Annotated in this window: 17 protein-coding genes; 10 read left to right on the top strand and 7 right to left on the bottom strand. The window is 66.8% G+C overall.

What is annotated here, in order from left to right; all coding sequences use genetic code 11:
- The first annotated feature begins 89 nt into the window (after positions 1 to 89).
- Together DB30_RS03430 and DB30_RS03425 are read left to right on the top strand one after the other, a co-directional pair.
- Entirely contained in the window at positions 90 to 1,322 is a 1,233-nt protein-coding gene (locus DB30_RS03430) for an NHL repeat-containing protein (protein ID WP_052546528.1), read from the top strand.
- A gap of 29 nt (positions 1,323 to 1,351) precedes the next feature.
- The gene (locus DB30_RS03425; protein WP_052546527.1) at positions 1,352 to 2,575 is read left to right on the top strand and encodes a lysophospholipid acyltransferase family protein; all 1,224 of its coding nucleotides are present in this window, start codon (positions 1,352 to 1,354) and stop codon (positions 2,573 to 2,575) included.
- Here DB30_RS03425 and DB30_RS03420 read toward each other — a convergent pair.
- Entirely contained in the window at positions 2,557 to 3,600 is a 1,044-nt protein-coding gene (locus DB30_RS03420) for a serine/threonine-protein kinase (protein ID WP_052546526.1), read from the bottom strand. The genes DB30_RS03425 and DB30_RS03420 overlap by 19 nt on opposite strands.
- Positions 3,601 to 4,012: 412 nt before the next feature.
- Between DB30_RS03420 and DB30_RS41200 the strand changes: the two genes are divergently transcribed.
- From DB30_RS41200 to DB30_RS03405, 3 genes are all read left to right on the top strand, one after another.
- Positions 4,013 to 4,399: a hypothetical protein gene (locus tag DB30_RS41200; RefSeq protein WP_205632895.1), complete on the top strand. Its 387-nt coding sequence runs from the start codon at positions 4,013 to 4,015 to the stop codon at positions 4,397 to 4,399.
- A gap of 157 nt (positions 4,400 to 4,556) precedes the next feature.
- Positions 4,557 to 6,185: a hypothetical protein gene (locus tag DB30_RS03410; protein WP_052546524.1), complete on the top strand. Its 1,629-nt coding sequence runs from the start codon at positions 4,557 to 4,559 to the stop codon at positions 6,183 to 6,185.
- A 9-nt stretch (positions 6,186 to 6,194) separates the two neighbouring features.
- Positions 6,195 to 6,410, top strand: coding sequence for a hypothetical protein (locus DB30_RS03405; protein ID WP_052546523.1), 216 nt, complete (start codon positions 6,195 to 6,197; stop codon positions 6,408 to 6,410).
- Between the two features lie 79 nt (positions 6,411 to 6,489).
- Here DB30_RS03405 and DB30_RS03400 read toward each other — a convergent pair whose 3' ends face one another.
- The 5 genes from DB30_RS03400 to DB30_RS03380 form a co-directional block, all read right to left on the bottom strand.
- Positions 6,490 to 7,128: a response regulator transcription factor gene (locus DB30_RS03400; protein ID WP_276204326.1), complete on the bottom strand. Its 639-nt coding sequence runs from the start codon at positions 7,126 to 7,128 to the stop codon at positions 6,490 to 6,492.
- A gap of 155 nt (positions 7,129 to 7,283) precedes the next feature.
- On the bottom strand, positions 7,284 to 8,978 hold the full coding sequence (locus DB30_RS03395; protein ID WP_052546522.1) for a mechanosensitive ion channel family protein: 1,695 nt from the start codon (positions 8,976 to 8,978) through the stop codon (positions 7,284 to 7,286).
- A gap of 37 nt (positions 8,979 to 9,015) precedes the next feature.
- The gene (locus DB30_RS03390) at positions 9,016 to 10,383 is read right to left on the bottom strand and encodes a family 2B encapsulin nanocompartment shell protein (RefSeq protein ID WP_052546521.1); all 1,368 of its coding nucleotides are present in this window, start codon (positions 10,381 to 10,383) and stop codon (positions 9,016 to 9,018) included.
- Positions 10,384 to 10,488: 105 nt separating this feature from the next.
- Positions 10,489 to 11,886 carry a family 2B encapsulin nanocompartment shell protein gene (locus tag DB30_RS03385; RefSeq protein WP_052546520.1) on the bottom strand — a complete coding sequence of 466 codons (1,398 nt, stop codon included), beginning with the start codon at positions 11,884 to 11,886 and terminating at the stop codon, positions 10,489 to 10,491.
- 93 nt (positions 11,887 to 11,979) lie between these two features.
- Positions 11,980 to 14,445: a family 2 encapsulin nanocompartment cargo protein terpene cyclase gene (locus DB30_RS03380; RefSeq protein ID WP_165703610.1), complete on the bottom strand. Its 2,466-nt coding sequence runs from the start codon at positions 14,443 to 14,445 to the stop codon at positions 11,980 to 11,982.
- Positions 14,446 to 14,705: 260 nt separating this feature from the next.
- Between DB30_RS03380 and DB30_RS03375 the strand changes: the two genes are divergently transcribed.
- Positions 14,706 to 16,157, top strand: a complete 1,452-nt coding sequence (locus DB30_RS03375; protein ID WP_052546519.1) for a sensor histidine kinase — start codon at positions 14,706 to 14,708, stop codon at positions 16,155 to 16,157.
- On the opposite strand, the gene DB30_RS03370 is transcribed toward DB30_RS03375, so the two are convergent.
- Complete coding sequence (locus DB30_RS03370) at positions 16,154 to 17,278, bottom strand: response regulator (protein WP_052546518.1); 1,125 nt, start codon at positions 17,276 to 17,278, stop codon at positions 16,154 to 16,156. The two genes, DB30_RS03375 and DB30_RS03370, sit on opposite strands and share 4 nt — an antisense overlap.
- Positions 17,279 to 17,557: 279 nt before the next feature.
- Here DB30_RS03370 and DB30_RS03365 point away from each other — a divergent pair, with 279 nt between their 5' ends.
- The 4 genes from DB30_RS03365 to DB30_RS03350 all read left to right on the top strand — a co-directional run bounded on the left by DB30_RS03365 (position 17,558) and on the right by DB30_RS03350 (position 21,435).
- On the top strand, positions 17,558 to 18,802 hold the full coding sequence (locus DB30_RS03365; RefSeq protein ID WP_052546517.1) for a retropepsin-like aspartic protease family protein: 1,245 nt from the start codon (positions 17,558 to 17,560) through the stop codon (positions 18,800 to 18,802).
- Positions 18,803 to 18,813: 11 nt separating this feature from the next.
- Entirely contained in the window at positions 18,814 to 19,593 is a 780-nt protein-coding gene (locus tag DB30_RS03360) for a hypothetical protein (RefSeq protein WP_146657950.1), read from the top strand.
- A complete protein-coding gene (locus DB30_RS03355) occupies positions 19,590 to 20,450 on the top strand; it encodes a hypothetical protein (protein ID WP_052546515.1) in 861 nt (286 codons plus the stop codon). The genes DB30_RS03360 and DB30_RS03355 overlap by 4 nt, the downstream gene beginning before the upstream one ends.
- Before the next feature lie 76 nt (positions 20,451 to 20,526).
- Entirely contained in the window at positions 20,527 to 21,435 is a 909-nt protein-coding gene (locus tag DB30_RS03350; protein ID WP_165703608.1) for a PAS domain-containing protein, read from the top strand.
- Positions 21,436 to 21,479: the final 44 nt, after the last annotated feature.

Genomic DNA, 21,479 nt, shown 5'->3' with positions numbered 1-21,479 from the left:
CTCGATAGATGGATGTCCGTAGTGTACCCGCACTCGCCACCATCATGATCGCGCTAGGTGGCGTCGCGTGCAGTCAGACTGCCACAGGCGTGACCCGCACCGACGACGGCGTGGGCTCCGGGATCAGCACCTTCATCGGGATCTTGGAGACCTCCGACGACGGCTCGATCCGGCTCGACCTCGAGCAGATCGACGCGCTGGCCGGCGGCTGCGCCGACGGATCGGGCAACAGTCTGGACGAGGACTCACTTCGCCACATTTGGATCTCCAACTCGCCAGAGGGCACGGTCTCCAAGATCAACACCGAGACCGGGATCGAAGAGGCGCGCTACCTCGCGGGTCCCGGCGCCGCGGATCCTTCACGAACCTCCGTCAACCTGCTAGGCGACGCGGTCGTGGTCGACCGCGCGGGCGGCATCGCCAAGATCGCCGCCACCGAGGACCGCTGCGTCGACCTCGACACCGACGGCAAGATCGACACCTCGCACGGCCCAAGCGACGTGCGCAAGTGGGGCGAGGACGAGTGCGTGCTGTGGCATGTGCCGCTGCCAAGCGGCGGCACGACCAACAACCAGTACGGCCCGCGACCGGTCGCGTGGGAGGGCGTTGGCCCCGACGACTGCACGAAGCCGCGTGTGTGGGTTGGCTGGCGCGACGTCGACAACGGGACCTTCCGCCGGCTGAACGGTGAGACCGGCGAGCTGCTCGACGAGGTCAGCGTGGCGTGGCCCGGCGACCAGTGGGGACCCTACGGCGGCGCAACCAACAAAGCCGGCGACTTTTGGGTGGTTGGTTGGAAGGTTGGTCCGCTGGTGCGGATCGACGGCGGCGACCTGACCATGGACGTCCACGAGATCCCAGCGCCGCCAAACGGCGAGCAGTGGACCTACGGGATGGCGCTCGACGCCGACGGCCACCCATGGATCGCCGGGGCCCGCACCGTCTACCACTTCGACCCAAGCACGGCGCAGTGGGACTTCATCGACGTCCCCGGTGCCAGCTTTCGCGGGATGATGATCGACACGGAAGGGCGCGGCTGGGTCGCCAACAACGGGAGCTCGCTGCTGGTCGAGATCGACACGCTCAGCAAGACCGTCGCGCACCCCGCGGTGCCGCTGGCCGGCGCGGCGATGCCGGTTGGGATCAGCATCGACATTGAAGGCAAGATCTGGGTCGTGGATCAGGGCACGAGCACCGCGTTCAAGGTCGACCCAGACACGTATCAAACCTTGCTGACGGCGACTGGGTTGAACGAGCCCTACACCTACTCGGACATGACCGGCGTGGGCCTGGGTTTGGTGAGCTTTCCGCCTACAGGGTGACGCCAGACTGCCGTACACTGCCGGCCGCGATGTCCAACGCCGCTCCGTCCCGAACCCGCGACGACGTCATCCGCTGGGGTGTCTGGAAGATGCTCTGGACCATCGCCGTGGGCACGGTCGCCCCCGGCGTGCGCCTGAAGATCGTTCGCCACGTCAAATTCCCGCGCCGCGGCCCGATGCTGATGGTCAGCAACCACCCGTGTCCGTGGGACGTGATGATGGTCCCGTTCTCGAACCTGCGGCAGACCCACATTCTGGGCACGGATCAGCTGCTGCGGGTGCCCTACTTTGGCTGGATGATGCCTTACTTCAGCATGATCCCGTTCAAGAAGGGCATGAAGGATCCGGCCGCGCTGATCGAGGTCGAACGGCGGATCCGCAGGGGCGACGCGGTCTTGGTGTTCCCCGAGGGCGACCGAACCTGGACCGGCCGGACCAACCCGATCAAGCCGGGGATCGGTCGCATGGCCAAGCGCCTGGGCGTGCCGGTTGGGTTCGTGCGGGTCTCGACCGGGCACATGCAGTGGCCACGCTGGGCCAAGTACCCGCGGTCGATCCCGCTGGTGATCGAACACGTCGCGCTGAAGCACTACGGCGACGAGGTCTCGGCCGAGCAGATCACCGAAGATGTCGCGAAGTACGTCAGCGTGGATCCCTACCAAGTCCAGATCCCACCGCGCTCGTTCGGCTCACGCCTGGCGTATGGCCTGCCCGAATTCATGTGGGCGTGCCCCCAGTGCTTTGGCCGCAGCAGCCTGGAGCTGGTCCCCAACGACGACGACAGCGTGAGCTGCAATGGCTGCAACGCCCGCTGGCGGGTGGATCTGGCCTGTTGGCTGCGCGGCGAGGGCGGGCCGGCTCTCGACATGCACATTGACGAGGCCTATCAGCGGGTCCTCGAGCACTTCGGCGAGCTGCCAGTGTTGGACAACAACCGCTACGCGGCCGACGGCGTCGCGATTGAGTGCGAGGCCGAGCTGCATCAGATCCACTATGGCCAGGTCGAGCCCGAGGCGCTCGGGCTCGGGCGCGTCGAGGTGTTTCGAGACCGCGTCCGGTTCACGGATCACAGCCGCGACGAGTCGATCGAGATCTCGTTCGAGCATGTCCGCGCGGTGCTGCTGCAGGTCGGCAACAAGCTGCAAATCCGCACCGCCGAAGACAATTTTCAGATCTCACCGATCGAGCACTCGACCAACATGTGGAAGCACTTCTTGGATCGGCACATCGGCGCCTACCGCAGCCGGAACTGAAACAAGAGGTCGCCCCACGGGCTGCCCACGCACCCGGCCCACCAACCATCGGTGCCGGGGCGCGCGAGCAGCTCGACGTCGTTCGCCACGACGCCAACCAACACCGCGTCGGCGGTTCCGGTTGGTTCGTAGAGGGGCGTCGCTCGGGGCACGGCGATCGACTCGGCTTCGAACCCGGCGCAGCTCGAGCTCGGCGGCGGCGTGTCCGCGACCACGGCGTAGCGCGTGGTGGTCTCGATGATCGCCTTGGTCGAGACAAACCCGCGAACCTGGACCCCGCGGCAGCGCAAGCTGATCGCCTGGCGACCTCGGCTTGGCGCGCCCTCGAGGATCACGCGCTGGCCTGCGCTCATGTGCTCGGTCTGCCCGGGGGTCGCTGGATCCAGATGCAGGATCGGCTCACGGGCGTCAGCCGCCACGAACACCTCGGTCCCGGGCGCGAGGCGGTGGCCAACGGTGCCGGCGGGCTCGGGCGCGTCGCTTGGCGGCCCGGCGGGTCCGGGCTCGTAGAGCGGTCCAAAATCCTGGGTGTCGAGGGCGAGCTCGAGGCTGAACCCGCAAGCCGGGTCAGCCCAGCGCGCGCGTAAATGATCATCTTCGCTGGAGATCGGACTCAGGCCGACGCCGGCCGAGACGGTCAGCCACGGCGTTGGCCGCAGCTCTCGCTTTAGACCCGCGACGAGATCCCCAGGCGAGAGCACCGCGATCAGCCGCAGCGCCGACCAAGCCGAGGCCACCGCGGAGGGCGACGCTCGAGCCGCCAGATCCTCGAGCGGCAGCAGCACGCGCGGCCCTGCGGGATCGACGATCACCGCCTCGAGCGGCTGGGCCGACGTGACTCCGCGCGGATCGCCCGGTGGATGGTGCGGGAGCTCGAACCCGCCCACGGCCCAGCGTGCGGGCCCCATTCGCCAGATCCGGGCCCGTTCAACGTGAAAGTCGCTGGGGTCCTCGGCGAGCAAGCTGGCGAGCAGCGCCTCGTCGTCGCTGCTGAGCGAAGGCGCAGGGGAGGATCGCTGACTCACGACGGGCGCCACCGGTGGCTGTGCGGACCCACATGCCTGTATTAATAGTGAGACCCCCAGACCCGCGAACCACAGCAGATGCGCACGCCTCAGCACAGTCCGCGTGTAGCACGACCTGCCCGAACAACCTCGAATGTCGCGGGTTCGGGCCATTGGCTGTGAATTCATCCGGCAATGGAGCCGGTCAAAACCCGCAGCCTCCAAGTCACCTACGAGCAACGTCGTTCCGCGTGGAACGTCGATCTCGATCAAATACGCTGGTCTGGCGTGCACGCGTTCGGACTTTTTCCTTGACGCAATCCTGGACAAGCGCGAAGCTTCAGGCGTGATGCGCCGGTTTGCTATCGCCCTTACTCCTTGTTTGATCCTTGGTCTCGCGTGCGCCCCCGAGGCGGAGGGTCCCAATGCGTTCATGTCGGCGGGTTTCACCACGCAGACGGCTGGCGACGCGGAGACTGACAGCGGCAGCGAGTCTGCGGACTCCAACAACGCCACCGATGGCACCCCGCAGGATCTCCCCAGCAGCGGTGACGGCGATGGCGATGGCGACTCCGGCACGGGTGACGGCGACGCGGACCCAACCACCTCCGGCGATGGTGATGGCGATACCGGCAATGCGGTGTGCGGCAACGGGCTGATCGACGATGGCGAGCAGTGCGACGGCGGCAACCTTGGCGGCTTCTCTTGTGTCGACCTGGGCTACTCCGGCGGCACCTTGGGCTGCGACATGATCACCTGCACGTATGACGCCTCGGCCTGCATCGTCGACATGGACGGCGGCGGCGGCACCTCCGGCTGAGCGCAGACCCCACAGAGTCCGGGCGCGAACGTGATCGTTCGCGCCCGTTTTCACTGCAGCGCCCTGAGCTGACAGCCACCGTGAACCAGTCTACGAATGCTGTCCGCAAGCGGGCGAGGCGTCTCGCCCGAGCAGACACCAGCCTTGGCCGCCCACAGTGAACCCGTCCACGAACGCCGTCCGCGAGCGGGCGAAGAGCTTCGCCCGCGCTGACAACGTCTCACCCGCGCGCGCGTGGGTGGCGTTGTTGCTGCTGTGCAGCTGTCTGTTCATGTGCACGGCGCCGGGCCGGATCACCTATCCCGACGACGAGATCGTGTTCCAGACGACCCAGAGTCTGGTCGAGGATCACGATCTGACGATCCCGGGGATCCCCAAGCGCAGCGGGGAGCGGGCGGACCGGCCCAACGGGACCTTCGGCTGGGGCAGCGGGCGCGATGGCCAGCGCTACGGATTCTTTGGCCACGGGACCTCGCTCGTCGCGGCGCCACTCTACGCGCTCGCCCGAGCCACGCTCGACGACATCCCCAAGCTGTGGCGGTACGCCCAGCGCTCGGACCTCTACACCTTTCACAAGCGCGGCCACGAGGCCGACTGGCTGCGCGCGGTCGTGAGCCTGACCAATTGCTTCGTCACCCCGCTCGCCGCGATCTTGCTTGGGCTGTGGCTGCAGTCGCTTGGCCACGGGGCGAAAACCTCGCTGCTGACGGCCTTGATCTACGCGCTTGGGACCACGGCGTGGCCCTACGCGGGGACCCTGCTCAGTGAGCCGCTCAGCGCCGTGATGTTGCTTGGTGCCGCGCTTGGGATCAGCCGGTTCCATCGCTCGGGCGCGCGCTCGCAGCTGTGGATCGCCGCGAGCGTGGCGGGGCTCAGCGTCCACGTGCACGTGCTCAACTGCTTGGCGATCCCGTGCCTGCTTGGCTACGCCCTGGGACCCGCCAAGGTTCGCAGCCTCGTGCGCGCGAGCTGGCGGACCTGGGCGATCGCGCTGGGACTGGGCACGGTCGGCGTGGTCCTGCTCGGCGCAACCCAGTGGTGGCGGTTTGGCTCGCCCTTCGAGACCGGCCGCTTCGATCATTACGGTCATTGGGTGTGGCCATTCCGGGGCCTGCTCACGATGTTGATCGCCCCCGGCCGCAGCCTGTTTTGGTACTCGCCGCCGCTGATCCTGGCCGCGCTGGCGTGGCCGGCGATGCGCCGACGCGACGCGGTCGTGGCCTACTTCGTGCTCGCCTTGGTGCTCACGCGGCTGGTGTTCGTCGCGTGTCGCAGCGACTGGCACGGCGGCTGGGCGATCGGGCCGCGCTACTTGCTGCCGTGCGTCCCGTTCTTGCTGGTCCCGCTCGCGGGCTGGCTCGAGCGCTGGCAAGAGCACACCCGGCCCAAGCGCGCGGCGGCGGCGGCCCTGCTGGGAACCAGCGTGCCCTTGCAAGCTTGGCTGGCCAGTCACTCGGTGTTCTCGGTGTTCTGGCAGCTCAACCACGAGTATGGCCGCGACCGCTACATGTGGATCGCCGACTGGCGGCTCGAGGCCACCCCCGTGATCGCGTTCTGGCGCCAGCAACAGCCCGCGCTGGCGTTCTGGCGAGACGGACAGACGCGCGCGGCGTGGACCTCGGCGCAGTTCGACGCGCTGTGGTTTGGCGCGTGGCGGCTGAGCGCGGCGACCGAGGCCGATGGGCTGTGGTGGATCGTGCTGGGGTTGGGTGGGACCGCGGCGCTCGCTGCGGGGTTGCTTGCGTGGTGGTGGTGGCGCGTGGACGAGGCCGCTGCGCAGCGCTAAGGTGGGGCCGTGCTCGAGCTGCCCCAGTGGTTCCATGAGCTGGCGACCCTGACGACGCTGGGCGTGGCGTCGGGCTGGCTCGCGGTTCACTGGCTGCGGATCGGCAAGCCTCGGGGCGCGCAGCCCGGGTGCGCACGCTGTGACCACAACACGCTCGCCCCCGCTCGCGAAGGCGCCCGCCACGACAGCGCAATCCGCTCCAAGCGGCTGCGGGTCGTCGGCTGAACTCGACTCCAACTGTGTTTAGTGAGCCGCAATGTCATGATATGTGACCACATGTCACCTGCTGCCATGTTGATGACAGTCACAGATCAATGCAGACCAATAGCCGGACGAGGTGGGCCACATTGTCGACCTTCAGCTTTCGCATCGCCCGACTGCGATAGACACGCACCGTCTGTTCGGCGAGGTGAAGCTCCCACGCGATCTGCTTGTTGAGCAGGCCCTCGCTCACCAGCCGACAGACCCGGCGCTCCTGCGCAGACAACGTGGCGTAGCGGTCGAGGGCTTGTTTGCGCTCGTCCTGCGCAGACCGCCTGGCGCGGTCGATCGCCACCGCAGAACCAACCGCCCCGCGCAGTGCATCCGCATCCACGGGCTTGACCAGAAAGTCCTGGGCTCCCGCCTTGATGGCCCGGACCGCCGAGGGCACGTCGGAACAATCACTGATGAATACAATAGGGAGCGGCGGCTCGGGGTCGCTAAGTCGCGCCTGAAACTCGATTCCGCTCATCTCGGGCATGCGCAGCTCGAGCAGGACGCAGCCGGGCTCTGCATCTACTGCCTGTTTTAGAAACTCGAGCGGGCTCGTATAGCCCTGTACAGCGTAGCTAGACCCCAACATGCCCGCAATGCTCGCCTGCGCGAACGCATCACTTCCGACTAGGTGGACCGTGGGCCAATAGCCCGGAGATTCACTCGTGTGCGGCTGTAGATCTATCAACTGTCGCTCGCTCGGTTGCAGGATGTGCCCGATCTGCGCTGAGACTCACCCTCGGTTCGAAGCGAGAAGGCGCGACAGCATTGTAAACAACGTGGCTAAAGGCGCCACTCTACGAGCACAGTTCAACCTGCGAACCTAATTGTGACTCCCGTTCACTATCGCTTTGTTACGAGGTTGTCATTTGACAGCTTGGGTCCAGCGTGATCCTCGCTCGGATCTGGAGCCGGCTCCAAGAACGGAGGACCCGACAGCTCAATGGCCTTGGGGTAGGGAATCTCGAGGTCGTGAGCCAAGAACGCGTCAAACAACATCCGGTTGAGCAGGCGCTTGACGTCGAAGTGGTTGCCAGGGTGAACCTTGGCCTCGATGCGAACCCGCATCCAGCTCTCGTCGAGACTCTCGATACCCATGACCTTGGGTGCGTCAACGACCCGCTCGGGGACGTCGGCGTGGACTTGCGCGCAGACCTCGTCGAGCACTGCGAGGACCTTGTCGACGTCGGCCTCGTAGGCCACCGAGACCTCGACCACGGCCAGCGTCCAGCCCCGACTGTAGTTGATGACATTGTTGATCTCACCATTGGCGAGAATGTGAAGCCGGCCGAAGCGATCGCGGATCCGCGTGACCCGCGGGGTGATCTCTTCCACGACGCCTTCCGTGTCATTGACGCGAATGTAGTCACCCTTGAGGATCTGATCTTCAAACAGCAAGAAGATCCCGTTGAGCATGTCGCGCACGAGCGTCTGCGCGCCCAGGCCGACGGCCAGACCCAGAATCCCGGCGCCGGCCAGGATCGGCGTGGGATCAACGCCAAGATCGCGAAGCACGATCATGCTCACGCAAAAGTAGATGATGTACTTCGCGATGTTCTGCAGCAGCTCCACAAATGTGCTGCGCCGGCGGTTGTTCTCGTCTTCGCGCACCAAGGTCGGCGCCAGCGCCTTCGAGATCAGCACCCCGCTGAACTCCACGATCAAGCTGGCCGCGAAGAAGATCGCAATGATGCGGATGAGCACCGGCCCATAGGGGGCAAACGCCTCCAAGGTCTCGAAGCGCTGGATGATGAGCGTGGCAACGCCGACGTGAATGATCGCCGCCAGGCTCATCTGCCCGACCGGCAGCAGCCGCCGCAGCGTGAGGTAGTACTCCTCGAGCAGCCGCGCCTTGCCGGACTCGGGCTTGTGCTCCATCAGCTGCCCCGAGACCACGTAGATGAAGTACACCAGCGCTCGCCCGGCGCTGATCAGCATCAGCACGTACAGCGTGGTCGTGATGAACCAACCCAGCCCAACGGGCAGCCGCAGGGCCTCGAGCGAGAGCGAGACCGTTGCATAGGCGATCGACAGGTTGATCGCCGAAGGCAGCTGGCCCTCGAGCCTGTCGGCGTGGACCCGATCCTCCTCGCTCAAATTGCGGGCCTGCAGCAGCTGCGAGACCTTGCGAAGCAGGCCGCGGCTGGCCCGCTCCAACGTGAAGTACCCAACCCCCAGCGCGATCAGAAGCCCAAAGCTGCGCCCGATCGCCGTCATCAACTCTGGGGTCAGCGCGGACCACAGCCCGTCGAAGTAGGGCAGCAGATCAATCCCGCGCCACAGCGTGAACCCCAGCAGCCCCGCGCCCGCGACCGCGACCAGCAACGACAGCGCGACCGCGGCGATCCGCGCGCGCTTGTGGATCCAGTCCGACAGCGGCTCGAGGCTGCTGACGCCGCTCGCGCTCACGGCCCAGCGAAATAGGGTGCTGGACAGCACCAACCCGCACCACGCGATGACCAGCAAGAGCGCGACCGCCAGACCGACGAGCCACGCGTTGTTCAGCTCGGGGCTGTCACTGAATCGGAGCGTTTCCATGGGTCAGTCAGCGATCCGGGCGAATGGCCAAGCCGCGTCAGCGGCCAAGTTCAACGTTCTCGAGGACGCCGAGCGCGTCAGGAACCAAGATCGCTACAGAGTAGTATGCGCTCACGAGGTAGCTGATGACAGCCCGCTCGTTAATGCCCATGAACCTGACATTGAGGCTGGGCTCGTACTCGTGGGGGATCCCGGTCTGATGCAGCCCAATGACCCCTTGATGCTCCTCACCGGTCCGCATCGCCAGGATCGAGGTCGTGCGCGCGTCCGTGATCGGGATCTTGTCGCACGGCAGCAGCGGGACCCCGCGCCACGCATGAACCGTCTTGCCCGCGACCTCCGTCGTCTCGGGATACAGGCCGCGACGCGTGCACTCCTGCCCAAACGCCGCGATCGTGCGGGGTTGGGCGAGGAAAAATTGGGTGCGGCGGCGGCGACACAGCAGCTCGTCGAGGTCGTCCGGAGTTGGCGCGCCGTTGCGGGTCTGAAGCCGCTGCTTGCCCACGACGTTGTGGAGCAAGCCAAAGTCGGGGTTATTGATGAGCTCGTGCTCCTGCCGCTCGCGCAGCGCCTCGATGGTGAGGCGCAGCTGCTGCTCGGTCTGATTCATCGACCCGTTGTAGAGATCGTCGACGCGGGTATGGACCTTCAAGATCGTCTGCGCGACCGAGAGCTCGTACTCGCGAGGCCGCCGCTCGTAGTTCACGAAGGTGTGCGGCAGCGCCACCTCGCCGCGGTGACCGGCGGAGAACTCGATCGCGGCCTGCCCGTGTTTGTCTTGGGGCTTGCGCATGCTGTCGACGAACGCGTCGACGTGATCACGCAGCGCCGTCACCTCGCGCAGCATCCCCTCGAACGCGCTGCGCTCGAGCGTGAGCACGGTGCAGGGCGTCTCGGCCCGGACCGTGAACGCCCAGGCTTGCCCGGACTGCAGCAGCCCGTCGTCGCCAAAGTGATCACCGTCGCCTAGCGCGCCGAGATCGAGGGTGTCTCCATACTTGCCAAGCCGGGTCCTGCTGGCTCGCCCGCGAGCGAGCAAGAACAAGCGCTCGGCCGGCTCGCCGACCTCTGCGATGACCTCGCCTGCCGCGTGCTCGCGCTGCACGAAGCGATCGGCGAGCGCCTCCAAGATCTCGGCGTCCTCGAAGCCCTGCAAGCACGGCAGCTCGCACAGCTCGTGCGGGATCACCCGCACCGATCCGCCGACATCAGTAAATTCGATGCGCCCGTCGCCCGCCACGTGGCTGAGTCGACGGTTGACGCGGTACACGCCGCCCGGGACGTCCACCCAGGGGAGCAGCTGCAGCAGCCACCGCGGGCTGATTCCCTGCATCTGCGGAACCGACTTGGTGACGCTCGATAACTTGCGAGCGGCCTCCGTGGAAAGACTCGTGGCCCTATTCATCAGTTCTATTCTCCTGAGTGGATGGTGGCAGACGCAGGACCACATACACCCCGCGAGCAGCCGGCCCGGAAGACCGGCGCCCGAGGGTGTATGTGGAAGCCCAGGCTAGTCGCCCGAGCGGCCCAGCTCGACGCTCTCGAGCATCGCCATGGCGTCGGGGACCAGCACGGCGACCGAGTAGTACGCGCTGACCAGGTACTGCATGATCGCCTTCTCGTTGATACCCATGAACCGCACGTTCAGGCCGGGCTGGTACTCATCGGGGATCCCCGTCTGGTGCAGGCCAACGACGCCCTGGTTGTCGGCGCCGGTGCGCATCAGCAAGATCGAGCTGGTGCGGGTCTCGGAGATCGGGATCTTCGCACATGGGAAGATCGGCACGCCGCGCCACGCGGGGACCTTGTGGCCGCCAACGTCGGTGCTCATCGGGTACACGCCACGCCGGCTGCACTCTTGACCAAACGCCGCGATCGCGCGGGGGTGGGCCAGAAAGAAGCCGGGCTCCTTGTCGACGAGCGCCAGCAGCTCGTCCATGTCATCGGGCGTGGGCGGACCGTTGCGGGTGTGGATCCGCTGATCCAGATCGGTGTTGTGCAACAACCCGATCTCGCGGTTGTTGATCATCTCGTACTCTTGCCGCTCGCGCAGCGCCTCGATCGTGAGACGCAGCTGCTGCTCGGTCTGGTTCATTGGGTTGTTGAACAGATCCGCGACCCGGGTGTGGACCTGAAGCACGGTCTGCGCCACGCTCAGCTCGTACTCGCGGGGCTTGAGCTCGTAGTCGACGAACGCGCCCGGCAGCACGTACTCGCCCTTGTGCCCGGCCGCCATCTCGATCGCGGCCTCGCCCTCGTTGTCCTGCGGCAGCGCGGCCCGGGCCTTGAACCCCTCGACGTGGGCCCGCAGCGCGTCGGACTGCGCGATCATGTCGTCAAACACCTGCTGCTGGAGCGTCAGGACCGTGCAGGTCGTGACCGCCTTGGCCGTGAACTGCCAGTAGTCTTGGTCCTCGAGCAGCGCTTCGTAGCTGAAGTGATCGCCGTCGGCCAGCGTGTCCAACACGGTCATGTCGCCGTATTTACCGGCGCCGATCATGTTGACCTTGCCGTGGGCGATGAGACACACCGAGTCGGCCGGCTTGCCCAATTCCACGATGACGTCGCCCGGCTTCAGATCCCGCTGAACGAAGCGGTCGGCCAGGGCCTGCAGCACCTCGAGGTTGTCGAAGCCGCGGAGCACCGGCAGCTCGCACAGCTCTTGCGGCACGACCTGGACCTTGGCCCCGATGTTGGTGAATGTCACCCGGCCGTCACCCACGGCGTAGCTCAGCCGTCGGTTCACGCGATACACGCCGCCTTGCACATCGACCCAATGCAGCAGCTTGAGCAGCCACCGCGAGCTGATGCCTTGCATCTGCGGGGTTGACTTGGTCGTGGTCGCCAGGTTGCGGGCGGCCGACGTATCCAAGCTCGTATGTTGGTTGGTCTCTTCCGTATTTGCCATTTGAGTGGTTCTCTTCGGGATCAGGTCTTGGTCGAACAGGTGAAAATGTAGCCAAGCGCTCGACGAGCGCTTGGATTTGGACGTGGGTCGAGGCTAGGCGGAGCCAATCCGAGACCCAGAAGTGCCCAGGCCGCCTGGGCCTTGGGTGATGGCTGGCGGCGTCGGAGCGCCAGCGCGCGCGCGCTCTTGCGCGTGCGCCTCGAACATCTCGAGCAGCCGGGCCGCGGAGGTCCCGAGGCCCGTGGGGCCCGTTGGTGGGAGCTTCGCGTTGGCGGCCGGGGCTGCGGGCTGGCTCGCGGTGCTGGGCAAGCTGGGCGTGCGGGGCGTGCTGCCCATGGCCGGGCGGTGGAGCGCCCCCGGGGCGCTGTTGCCCGCCAAGCGCTCGAGGAACCCGTGCGCCGGCGAGCTCGCGCGCAGCTCTGGCTCTTTGTAGCGGTCAACGGCGGCGTGCCAGCGCAGAACCCCCGCCATCCATTGCTGCAGGCCCTCGATGTAGCCATCGAGCTTGGCGCTGGCGCTCGAGTCGAGCTCGAAGTCCTCGACCAATGCCGGGATCTCGGTCGAGACAATCCGCTCGAACTGCTGGGCGCGCGCGGTCATCAGATCATTGACGACCTCGACCGCGCGGACCGAGTCGCAGCCCAAGAAGTGCTCGACGACCAGCACACAATTGTTGAGCTCACCCTCGAACTCCATCTCCTTTTGGTACGAGAAGATGTCGTTGGTAAAGCAGGCAAAGTCGGCCGCGGAGTTCTCGAGCTCGCGCATCGTGCGAGTCGCCAGCAGCTCGAGCGGGATCTGGTCCCCGAGCGCCAGCCGCGACAAGCTCATGGTCAGGTCCGACCCAAAGGTCTTGCGACGCATCTCGATGTAGTCAACGGGATCCGGGACCCGGCTCTGCATCTGGTTGGCGAGCTCCCACAGCCAGCTCTCGATCATGTCGAGGACCGCCTTGCGGAACATCCGACGCCCGATCTCGGTCATTGGCCCCGCCGTCCGAACCCACAGATCCGCGAGCCCGACCTCGACCGGGTTCGTGGGAATTGGCATCGGGGCGCCGTCGAGCGGCATGAACGAGGCGAGCCGCCCGTTGAACAGCTTGGCGCCCGCCATGTTGCGGGCGTTGCCAAACATCATCGGGAAGTAGTCGTCGGCGTAGGTGCCCCACACCAGCCAGCAGCTCGTTAGATCGAGCTGCTCGGCGCTCGCCTCCGGGTGGATCATGGCGCCGCACAGCGCGACGTCGGCGACGTCGAACTTGTGGTCATCCCAGATGTGCGCATGCGGAACACCCGGGATTGCGATCAGCATGCCCATTCGACGGGCCCACTCCTTGGAGCTGCGCCGCGCGTCGTCGAGGTGCGGGCTCACCCAGGTGGTGAACGGCATGTAGAAGTTGGGCAGGGCCACCGGCCCGACCGGCTTGAACGGCACGTGGGTGTAGCTCTTGACCCGACTCAGACCGAGCGCGCCGGGGGTCAGGCCCATGCGCGCGGCGACGTTGTAGAGGGCGCCAAGCTCACTGGGGAGGCCGCTCTCCGTCGCCGCGGTGCCGGCCCGCTCGTTCATGTACCGGCTAGAGCGCATGTGCCACTCGTGGCCACCGGACTGCCAGTCTTGCAGGCCCTTGACGTACTTGAAGATGTCCAGGCGCTCGAGGGGGCCAAGCGCGTGCTCGTCGGCGAGCGGGGGCACCTCGAGCAATGCAGTGTTCTCGAACTGCTGCAGGCGCGAGGTCAAGAGGTCGTTGGTGAGGTTGGCGGCGGTCTGGGTGTCAACGCCCAGGAATCGCTCGACGACCAAGATGCAGTTGGCGTTCTCGCCCTCGTCCTGAACTTCGCGCTGGTAAGAGAAGATGTCATTGCGCAGGTGAACGGCGTCCGAGAACGAGTCCCGCAATACACACATTGACCGGCTGTCCGCGACCGCCGCGGGGACCTCACCGCGCACGACATACTCGACCAAGCCGGCCGACCAGGGCGCGCCCCCAACCTTGCGACGCAGGGCAATGTACTCAATCGGGTTGGACACCCGATTCTCTTGAATGTTGGCGAGCTCCCACAGCGACTCATCGAGCAGGTGCGTCGTCGCCTCGATGAAGCGCTCTCGCCACGCCTCTGACATGCTCGGGGCCGTGCGTGCCCACAGATCCAACAAGCCACGCTCGACGGGGTTGGTTGGCGCCTCGTCGACCGTCGAGACATCGAGCGGCATGAACGCCGACAGCCTGGCAAGATAGGCTTTGGCCCCCGCGTAGTTCCTGGTGCGCTTGTAGATCTCGAGGAAGTGATCATCGAAATAGAACACCCATACATACCAATCCGTGACCAAGTCCAAGTCGGGCCCGGTCGCGTCTGGGTGGGTGTAGGCGCAGAGCAACGCGTAGTCGTGGGCATCAAATACGCGCTCATCCCAGATCGGCGGATCGTCGCTGCCCGGGGCGACGAGAATCCCCATCTCGTAGGCCCATGCTTTGGAGTGCGTCCGTGCTCCCTCCAAGTGCGGATTCAAGCGCGCCGGATACGGCATGTAGAAGTCGGGGAGTTCAAAAGGCAGCATGAGTCCGGGCGCGCTGCTATCGCATCCGCGCTTGGGGAGCTAGTTGGTATTTTGTTGATATTGACAACGGCGCTGAAGTTGGCCCTCCATCTAGAAGGCTCGAATTTGGCAGGCTCTCATGCGGTTGCGTGAAAACCGCATACCCATGACGGTCGAGGCCGCAAGAAATCTGCGAGGCGAGGGGCGGTCTCGCACCTCGGACGCACCGATGCCCCGGGGCCGAAATGGCAGGCTCGGCCCCGGGGGCATATAAAGGTGTCGTGGCGGACCCAGCCCCCGGCAAGCGCCGCTACAGCCTGCGTGTCGAGCTGATCGCGATGCTCACGATCGTGCTGGTGATGGCCGTGGTCTCGCTGTCGTTCACAGCGGAGTGGCTGGGCCAGCGGCGCCATGATCAACAGGAGATCGAGCGGCTGCAGAGCCACGCCCGCGGGCTGGCCATGCTCGCGGCCCGCTCGTTTCGCAACGGCGACCTTCAGCGCGAGTCACTCGAGGAGCTGCTGCACGACTCGGCCGCGCAGCTGGGCGTATCTTACGAGATCCACCGGATCCGCGCCGATGACGAGCTCGAGCAGCTCGCCAGCGTGGGGGTCCACGCGGGGTTCGAAGCGCTGCCAGCTCCGCCGATCCAGCTGGGCTCGCGCGTGGATGATCAGCTGCTCGATCGCTATCAGATGTTGATCATCGACGAGCCGATCCCCACCCGCGACGGCCAGCGCGTGACCCTGCGCATGATCGCCGAGCACTCGCCCTGGGCCCGCAGCCACGACTGGCGCGAGATGTTGATCGTCGCGGTCGGCGTGGGTGTGCTGTTGTTGGTGCTGGGCGGCCTGCTCGTGGAGCTGCAGGTGCTGCGGCCCACGCGGGCGCTCGAGGCCGCGGTCGCGCGGGTCGCGAAGGGTGAGCTCGACGTCGAGGCCCCGACCGAAGGCCCCGCCGAGCTCGCCGAGCTCGCGCTCGCGTTCAACGACATGACCGCGTCGCTTCGCGAACAGCAATCAACACTCGCGAGCGCTCACGAACGCCTGCAACGAGCCGAGCGGCTCGCGGCGATCGGCCGGCTCGCCGCCGGTGTCGCGCACGAGGTCGGCAACCCGCTCGCGGCGATCGTTGGCTACACGGAGCTGCTGCTTGGCGAGCCCCAGATCGGCGCCGACGCCAGCGATCTACTGGTCCGCGTGCAGGCCCAGACCCAGCGAATTCAGGCGATCGTCGCCCAGCTGCTCGACTACTCCAAGCCAGCCAAGAAGGCGACCCTGGCGTTCTCACTGGTCGCGCGCGCGCAGGAGGTCGTCACGTTGCTGCGGGCCGACCCGCGCTGTGCAGGCGTCACGCTCGAGGTCGCGGGGGATCCCGAGCTCGAGGCCTTCGCCGACCCGGCCTTGGTCGAGCAGATCCTGATCAACTTGGTGCTCAACGGCGCGCGGGCGGCTCGCGAAGGCGACGAGGATCCGCCCAAGGTCCGGGTCCGCGTGCGGGCGCTCGCCGATGCGCTGGCCGTTGATGTTCGCGACAATGGCCCGGGCGTCCCCGATGACGTCCGCCCCCGCCTGTTCGAGCCCTTCTTCACCACCCGCAGCGCCGGCGAGGGCACCGGGCTGGGGCTGGCGATCTCGCAGGGGCTCGCCGAGAGCATGGAGGGATCGCTGGAGTATCTGGACAGCGAGGGACCCGGCGCCCTGTTTCGCCTGCTGGTGCCGACGTCCTCCTAGCCGTTGTTGGGGTTCGCGGCCTCGTCGGCCCGGCGCGCGTGCTCCATCAACAGGTACGTCAGCTGGGTCAGCTCGCCGGCTGGCTCGGGCATGTCGCTGTCGTCGGCCTGGGCGAACTCGAAGTTTCCGGTCTGCCACTCGAGCAGCTCGAACACGCGATCGTGCGCGTGCGAGTAGTTGCCCAAGTTCTCGACGCCCGCGAGCGAGCCCCGGTTGATCTCGAGCACCGCCTGATCACGGCCGTTGTCGAGCAACAGCCGACCGCTGCGCTTCTCCGACTCGAGGAACGACATCAGGCTGCCAAGCTTGACGTGCTCGAGGTCGCCGCGCAGACCCTGGCCGGTCTGCCCGAGCGCGCTCGCGGCTACGGGCTGGGGGCGGTTCTTGTGCCGCGCCAGCACCCCATGCAGGCGCGCGAGCACTTCATCTGCGCCCGTGTCCTTGGACAAGAAGTCCTCTACACCCATGCGATAGGCCTGGAGGCGCGAGAGGTCATCGGTCAGGCGGGTGAAGAACACGAACGGGATGTGGGCCAGCCGCTGCCGCGCACGGGTCATGCGCAAGAAGGTCCAGCCGTCCATGACCGGCATCTCCACGTCGGACAGGATGATCTCGGGGGGGCGCTTGAGCGCGGCCGCGATCGCGACCAAGCCGTTCTCGGCGACCCGCACCCGCAGCCCGCGATCCCGCAGCGCGTCGCCAAGCTCGATCCGCACGCCGACCGAGTCGTCGACCAGCAACAGGTTGATCGGGCCTGACTCCTCCGGCGCGACCGCCTTGGGATCCGTGGCGAGCGCCCCGCTGACGCAGCTCTCTAGCGCCTGGCTCTGCTCGGCCGAGAAGCTTGCGAGCTGAACTTGGATCTCGTCGGCGCCAGCCTTGGGCCCCAGCGCCGCGTAGCTGCCGGTGTCGTGGTCGCGCGTGCAGCCCTTGAGATACAGCACCTTGTGGTTGGGCAGCACCAGCTTGATGCGCACGTCTTGCCCTGGCCCCAGCCCCATCGCAGCGGGCAACATCAGCACCCCCTTGCGAAGGTGATCGCCATACTCGACCAAGAAGTCGTCGTAGGATTCGAACCCGATCTTGAAGATCGGCGGCTTGGCACTCGGGGGCCCCGACATCGTGATGCTTGGATCTTAGGCGCAAGCACTGCGCCCGCCAACCAACGTTCAGAGTTGCAGGTCACATTTCTGGCTCCGTCGCTGGCGACAGGGCGCGCTGGGTCGTTGACGAGGCCGCGGCGTTGGCGGGACCGACTGTGAGTGGTCCGAAGACCGCACGTCGACACAGCCGTCCGTGGGCCACACGTGGACAAAGCGGCCCGTGGGCCGCATCCGTGGAGTTGCCGCTAGGCGGGCAGCCACGGGCGGACTGAGCTGCTACATTGCCGCCACTTGAGCGTGCCCAACACACCACTGGGGGCAGATCCCCGGTCCTCGCCCCCAACCCAGCGCAACGCCAGCCCCGACTCGACCCTCGACACGGTCGTGGCCGCGCTCGGATGGGTGATGCTGAGCTTGGTCTCGCTCGCGATCACCGTGGTCGCGCTGCTCACGATGTTCTCGCTGTCGCGCATCGCCAATCAAGGCTGGCACGCGACCTGGCTGTGGCTGCTGGCGCTCGTGCTCACGCTTGGGCTGCCGCTGGCGCTCGCCGCCTGGAAGCACCACGCTCAACCCAAGCGCATCAAGGTCGCGATGGCGTGGCTGCCAGGGGTCTGGAACGCCAGCGCGCTCGCAATCGCGATCTTGCTCGTGCCTGATCGGGTCGGCACGACCTTGCGCAGCTGCGAGTGGGTGGTCCAAGGCCAGCTCGGCGACACCCACTCCGCCACGCGAAAGCTCAGCGCGTTCGGCCACGAGGCCGCCGACAACATCGACCCCGACGGCGCCAAGTTCCCCGAGCCACTGCTCGAAAACACCCGGGTTGCCCTCGACGGCCACATCATCGTGCCGTTCACCGAGCAGGGCGCCGCGATCTTCTTGTCGCTCGAGCTCGAGGGTCCCAGTGGCCGGACCAAGCAGCTCGACTACCTGTTCGACACCGGTGCCTCGTACACCACGCTGACGTCCGCGACCGCGCGCGAGCTCGGCATCGAGATCCCCGACGACGCGCCCAGCCTCGAGTTCAACACCGCGAGCGGCCTGCGAGAGTCGCGGATGGTCCACTTGCCCGCGCTGATCCTTGGCGACGTGCGGATCCCCGGCTTGCTGGTCTCGGTTTGCGACTCGTGTGCCACGGAGCGCACTGGCGGGCTGCTTGGGCTCAACGTCATGCGCGAGTTCTTGGTCCAGATGGACTACCAGAGCAGCCGCATGCGCCTGCTGCCGCGCATCCACGAGGGCCGGCCCAACCGCGCGTACGACATCGGGCCGATGCTGGATCTAGCGGTGGAGGGCCGGCCAGAGATCTGGCTGGGCCGGATCCGCTGGGTCGTGACCATGACCAACAACGGCCCGGTCGCAATCGAGGGCGCGATGCCGCGAGTCGACTTCAAGGACGGCCCACAGCTGTACGGCGAGCGGGTCGAGCGGATCGAGCCCGGTGAGGTCGGTCGCTCACTGCTCGTCGGCGAGGTCGTCGAGGACGGGCAGGACACCGGCTCGGTGGAGTTCACGCTGATGCTGGTCGAGGCGTATTGGTAGCCATGATGCCCATGCAGCTCGCAATGGTTGGATCCTGGATCGCGGCGCGCGCGATGACGCTGGGCGTGGCGTGGGCCCCGCCCGAGCTCGGTGGGCAGCGCGTGCCCGACGGCGATCAAGACATCAACTGGCTGCTCGACGCGCCGTGGGCCAAGGTCGCGCTGCTGATCACCCTCGCGGTTGGGGTCATGGTCATGACCAACGCGGTGATGCGCAAGAAAAAGGGCCGCCGCGGGATCCGTCGCAAGCCCGACTTCAACCTGCACGTCGCCAAGCTCGAGCGGCTGCCGATCAGCACGATCGCCGCCGCGAAGGCCGGCGAGATCCACCTCGTCGGCACCCTGCGGCAGGGCGACGGCGCGCTCGGAACCGGCGAGCACGCCTGCGTCTATCAAAACCGCGCAAAGTCGGCGCGCGCCACAGCGATCGCCGCCGAGATGATCGTGCTGGCCGACGACAGCGGCGTGATCGGCCTCGAGCAGCTCGAGGCCGCGCGGGTGATCGCCCCGCGTGAAGACCACGGACCCCACGACACGATCGGGCTGTACCTCGGCGATCGCGTTGAGGTCGTGGGTGAGCTGCTGCTGTTCGAACAGCCCCAGACCGTAGGTGGGCAGGCCCTGCGTGGCATGCTGGGCGGGCTTGGGCAGATCCAAGTGCGGGTGATCGAGCGACCCGAGCATGCCAAGCATGCCAAGCACGCCAAGCACGCCAAGCAGGCCGAACCCGCGAGCCAGGCCGAGCCTGCCATCGACTCCAACGACCCCGAACCAGACTCACAGACATCATGAACACGCGACTCCCGACCACGCTGATCTCCCTGCTCACCCTCGCTGCCCTGGCCGTCGCGCCGGCCTGCAAGAAAGAACCAACCGTCCAACCCGACGAGGCTGCGACTGGCGACGGCGACGTCGAACCCGAAGAGGCGCCGCCCGAGCTCGAGCCGCTGCCCCCCCAGGATCCCGACCCGGCCGCCATCTCCGCGCTCTACCAGCGCTACTTGCAGGGTGAGTACGAGGCGGTCGCGTCCTCGGCCGCCGAGCTGCGTGACACCATGACCGCCGACACCCAAGTTCGCGCCCACGCGATGGCCGGCGCGCTGATGGCTCTGGCCGCCGCCGAAGCGGTCCCCGAAGACGCCAAGGCCGCTGCACAGCAAGCGGTGGCGGATGGTGAGCGCCTTGGTGACGTCGAAGTCCAGCAGCTCGCCGCGATCGCCCAGGCAACCTACCAGGTCCGCGTTCACGAGGCCGCCGCTGGCCAGGCCGCGCTCGAGGCCGCGCTCGCGCTTGGCGGGCCGTACAAGAGCCTCAACAACCTGATGTTGGCCGAGGCTCACCTCAACCAGGCGTTTGGCGAGGGCGAAGAAGACACGCAGATCAAGCACCCCGAGCGGCTCGACCAGGCCAAGGCTGCGTACGAAGCCGCGATCGACGGGACCGCGCCGCTGCTCGATGGCGCCGCGCACGAGGGCCTGGCCGCGGTCGCCAAGTACCAGCGCGACAAGGACGGTGTGTGCCTCCACGCCCAGCAGGCCGAAGATCTCTACGCGGCCAACGGCGCCAACGACTACATCCGCGAGGTGCCGTCGCTGCTCGCCGCCGACTCGCGCTGCAAAGACTTCAAGAAGGCCGCGGGTCCCGAGTGAGCCCAACGCCTCGCTGCGGGTAAAGCGGGGGTCAGCGGGGGCTGTTATGCTCCCGCTCGCCACCCACGCCTGGCTCATGAACGATCTCGACACCATCCTGCCCTCCGAGGCCGAGTCGATCCTCGCCGCGATCGAGACCGTCGACGCGATCATCGAAGACGGCGAGGGAATCGCTCCAATGTTGCATGACGCGGTGGCGAGCTTCCTCGACATCTTTGGCTGCGACCGCGCCTTCCTGAGCTTCTTCATCCCGATCTCGCGCGGCGCCCCGTCGGGGCCAATTGTCTACTCCCGCGCCAAAGAGGCCGAGATTCTCGAGTCCGTGTTCGACGAGGATCCGTTCATTGACGGCGTCATCGCGACCGCCCGCGACACCATGCAGGTGTTCGCCGCCGGACCCAACGCCCACGCGATCCCGCCCAACAGCTTGGCCGCGACCAAGCAGGGCGTCCGCTCGATGATGCTCACCGTCGTCCAGCCGCGCCTGGGCCCGGCGTGGTTCATGGGTGTTCACGACTGCAAGCGCGCGCGCTCGTTCACCTACGAGCCGCGCCTGTTCGCCCGGTTTGGCGCGCGCATGGCCGACGCCGTGACGCGCTTCGTGTACCTCGAGCACCTCGACCACGGCGAGGCACGCCACCGCGCGCTGTTTCGGAGCACCTCCGAAGCCTTGCTGATCATCGACGTCGGCACCCAGCGCATCGTTGACAGCAACGCCCACGCCGCGCGCTTGTTTGGCTGGCCGCCGGGGCAGCTGCTGGGCGCGGAGCTGCGGCAGCTCAACCCCGAAATGCAGCCAGATGGCCAGCGCTCGGATCTACGCATCACAGAGCTGCTTGCCGAAGCGGGGGCCGGCGTGGCCCGAGCCTACGAGTGGACCCACCGAATGGCCGACGACGAGCTCGCGCGCTGCGGCGTGAACTTGGTCGCGCTGCCCAATCCCGAGCGGCTGTTGGTGCGCGCGAGCATTCGCGTGCTGCCCTGAGCTTCCCAGGAAGATCACGAAATTGTAGCCTCGACGGCTGGGAG

It is taken from the genome of Enhygromyxa salina (genome assembly GCF_000737335.2).
Taxonomy (GTDB): Bacteria; Myxococcota_A; Polyangia; order Nannocystales; family Nannocystaceae; genus Plesiocystis; species Plesiocystis salina_C.
Note: the sequence above shows the minus strand (reverse complement) of the source record. Positions and strands in the feature narration are given on the sequence as shown.

Coding starts and splice junctions, on each gene's coding strand:
- DB30_RS03355 (WP_052546515.1), top strand. CDS start 19,590: ATGAACACGCGACTCCCGACCACGCTGATCTCCCTGCTCACCCTCGCT.
- DB30_RS03360 (WP_146657950.1), top strand. CDS start 18,814: ATGCAGCTCGCAATGGTTGGATCCTGGATCGCGGCGCGCGCGATGACG.
- DB30_RS03395 (WP_052546522.1), bottom strand. CDS start 8,978: ATGGAAACGCTCCGATTCAGTGACAGCCCCGAGCTGAACAACGCGTGG.
- DB30_RS03385 (WP_052546520.1), bottom strand. CDS start 11,886: ATGGCAAATACGGAAGAGACCAACCAACATACGAGCTTGGATACGTCG.
- DB30_RS03370 (WP_052546518.1), bottom strand. CDS start 17,278: ATGTCGGGGCCCCCGAGTGCCAAGCCGCCGATCTTCAAGATCGGGTTC.
- DB30_RS41200 (WP_205632895.1), top strand. CDS start 4,013: ATGTCGGCGGGTTTCACCACGCAGACGGCTGGCGACGCGGAGACTGAC.
- DB30_RS03350 (WP_165703608.1), top strand. CDS start 20,527: ATGAACGATCTCGACACCATCCTGCCCTCCGAGGCCGAGTCGATCCTC.
- DB30_RS03390 (WP_052546521.1), bottom strand. CDS start 10,383: ATGAATAGGGCCACGAGTCTTTCCACGGAGGCCGCTCGCAAGTTATCG.
- DB30_RS03380 (WP_165703610.1), bottom strand. CDS start 14,445: ATGCTGCCTTTTGAACTCCCCGACTTCTACATGCCGTATCCGGCGCGC.
- DB30_RS03425 (WP_052546527.1), top strand. CDS start 1,352: ATGTCCAACGCCGCTCCGTCCCGAACCCGCGACGACGTCATCCGCTGG.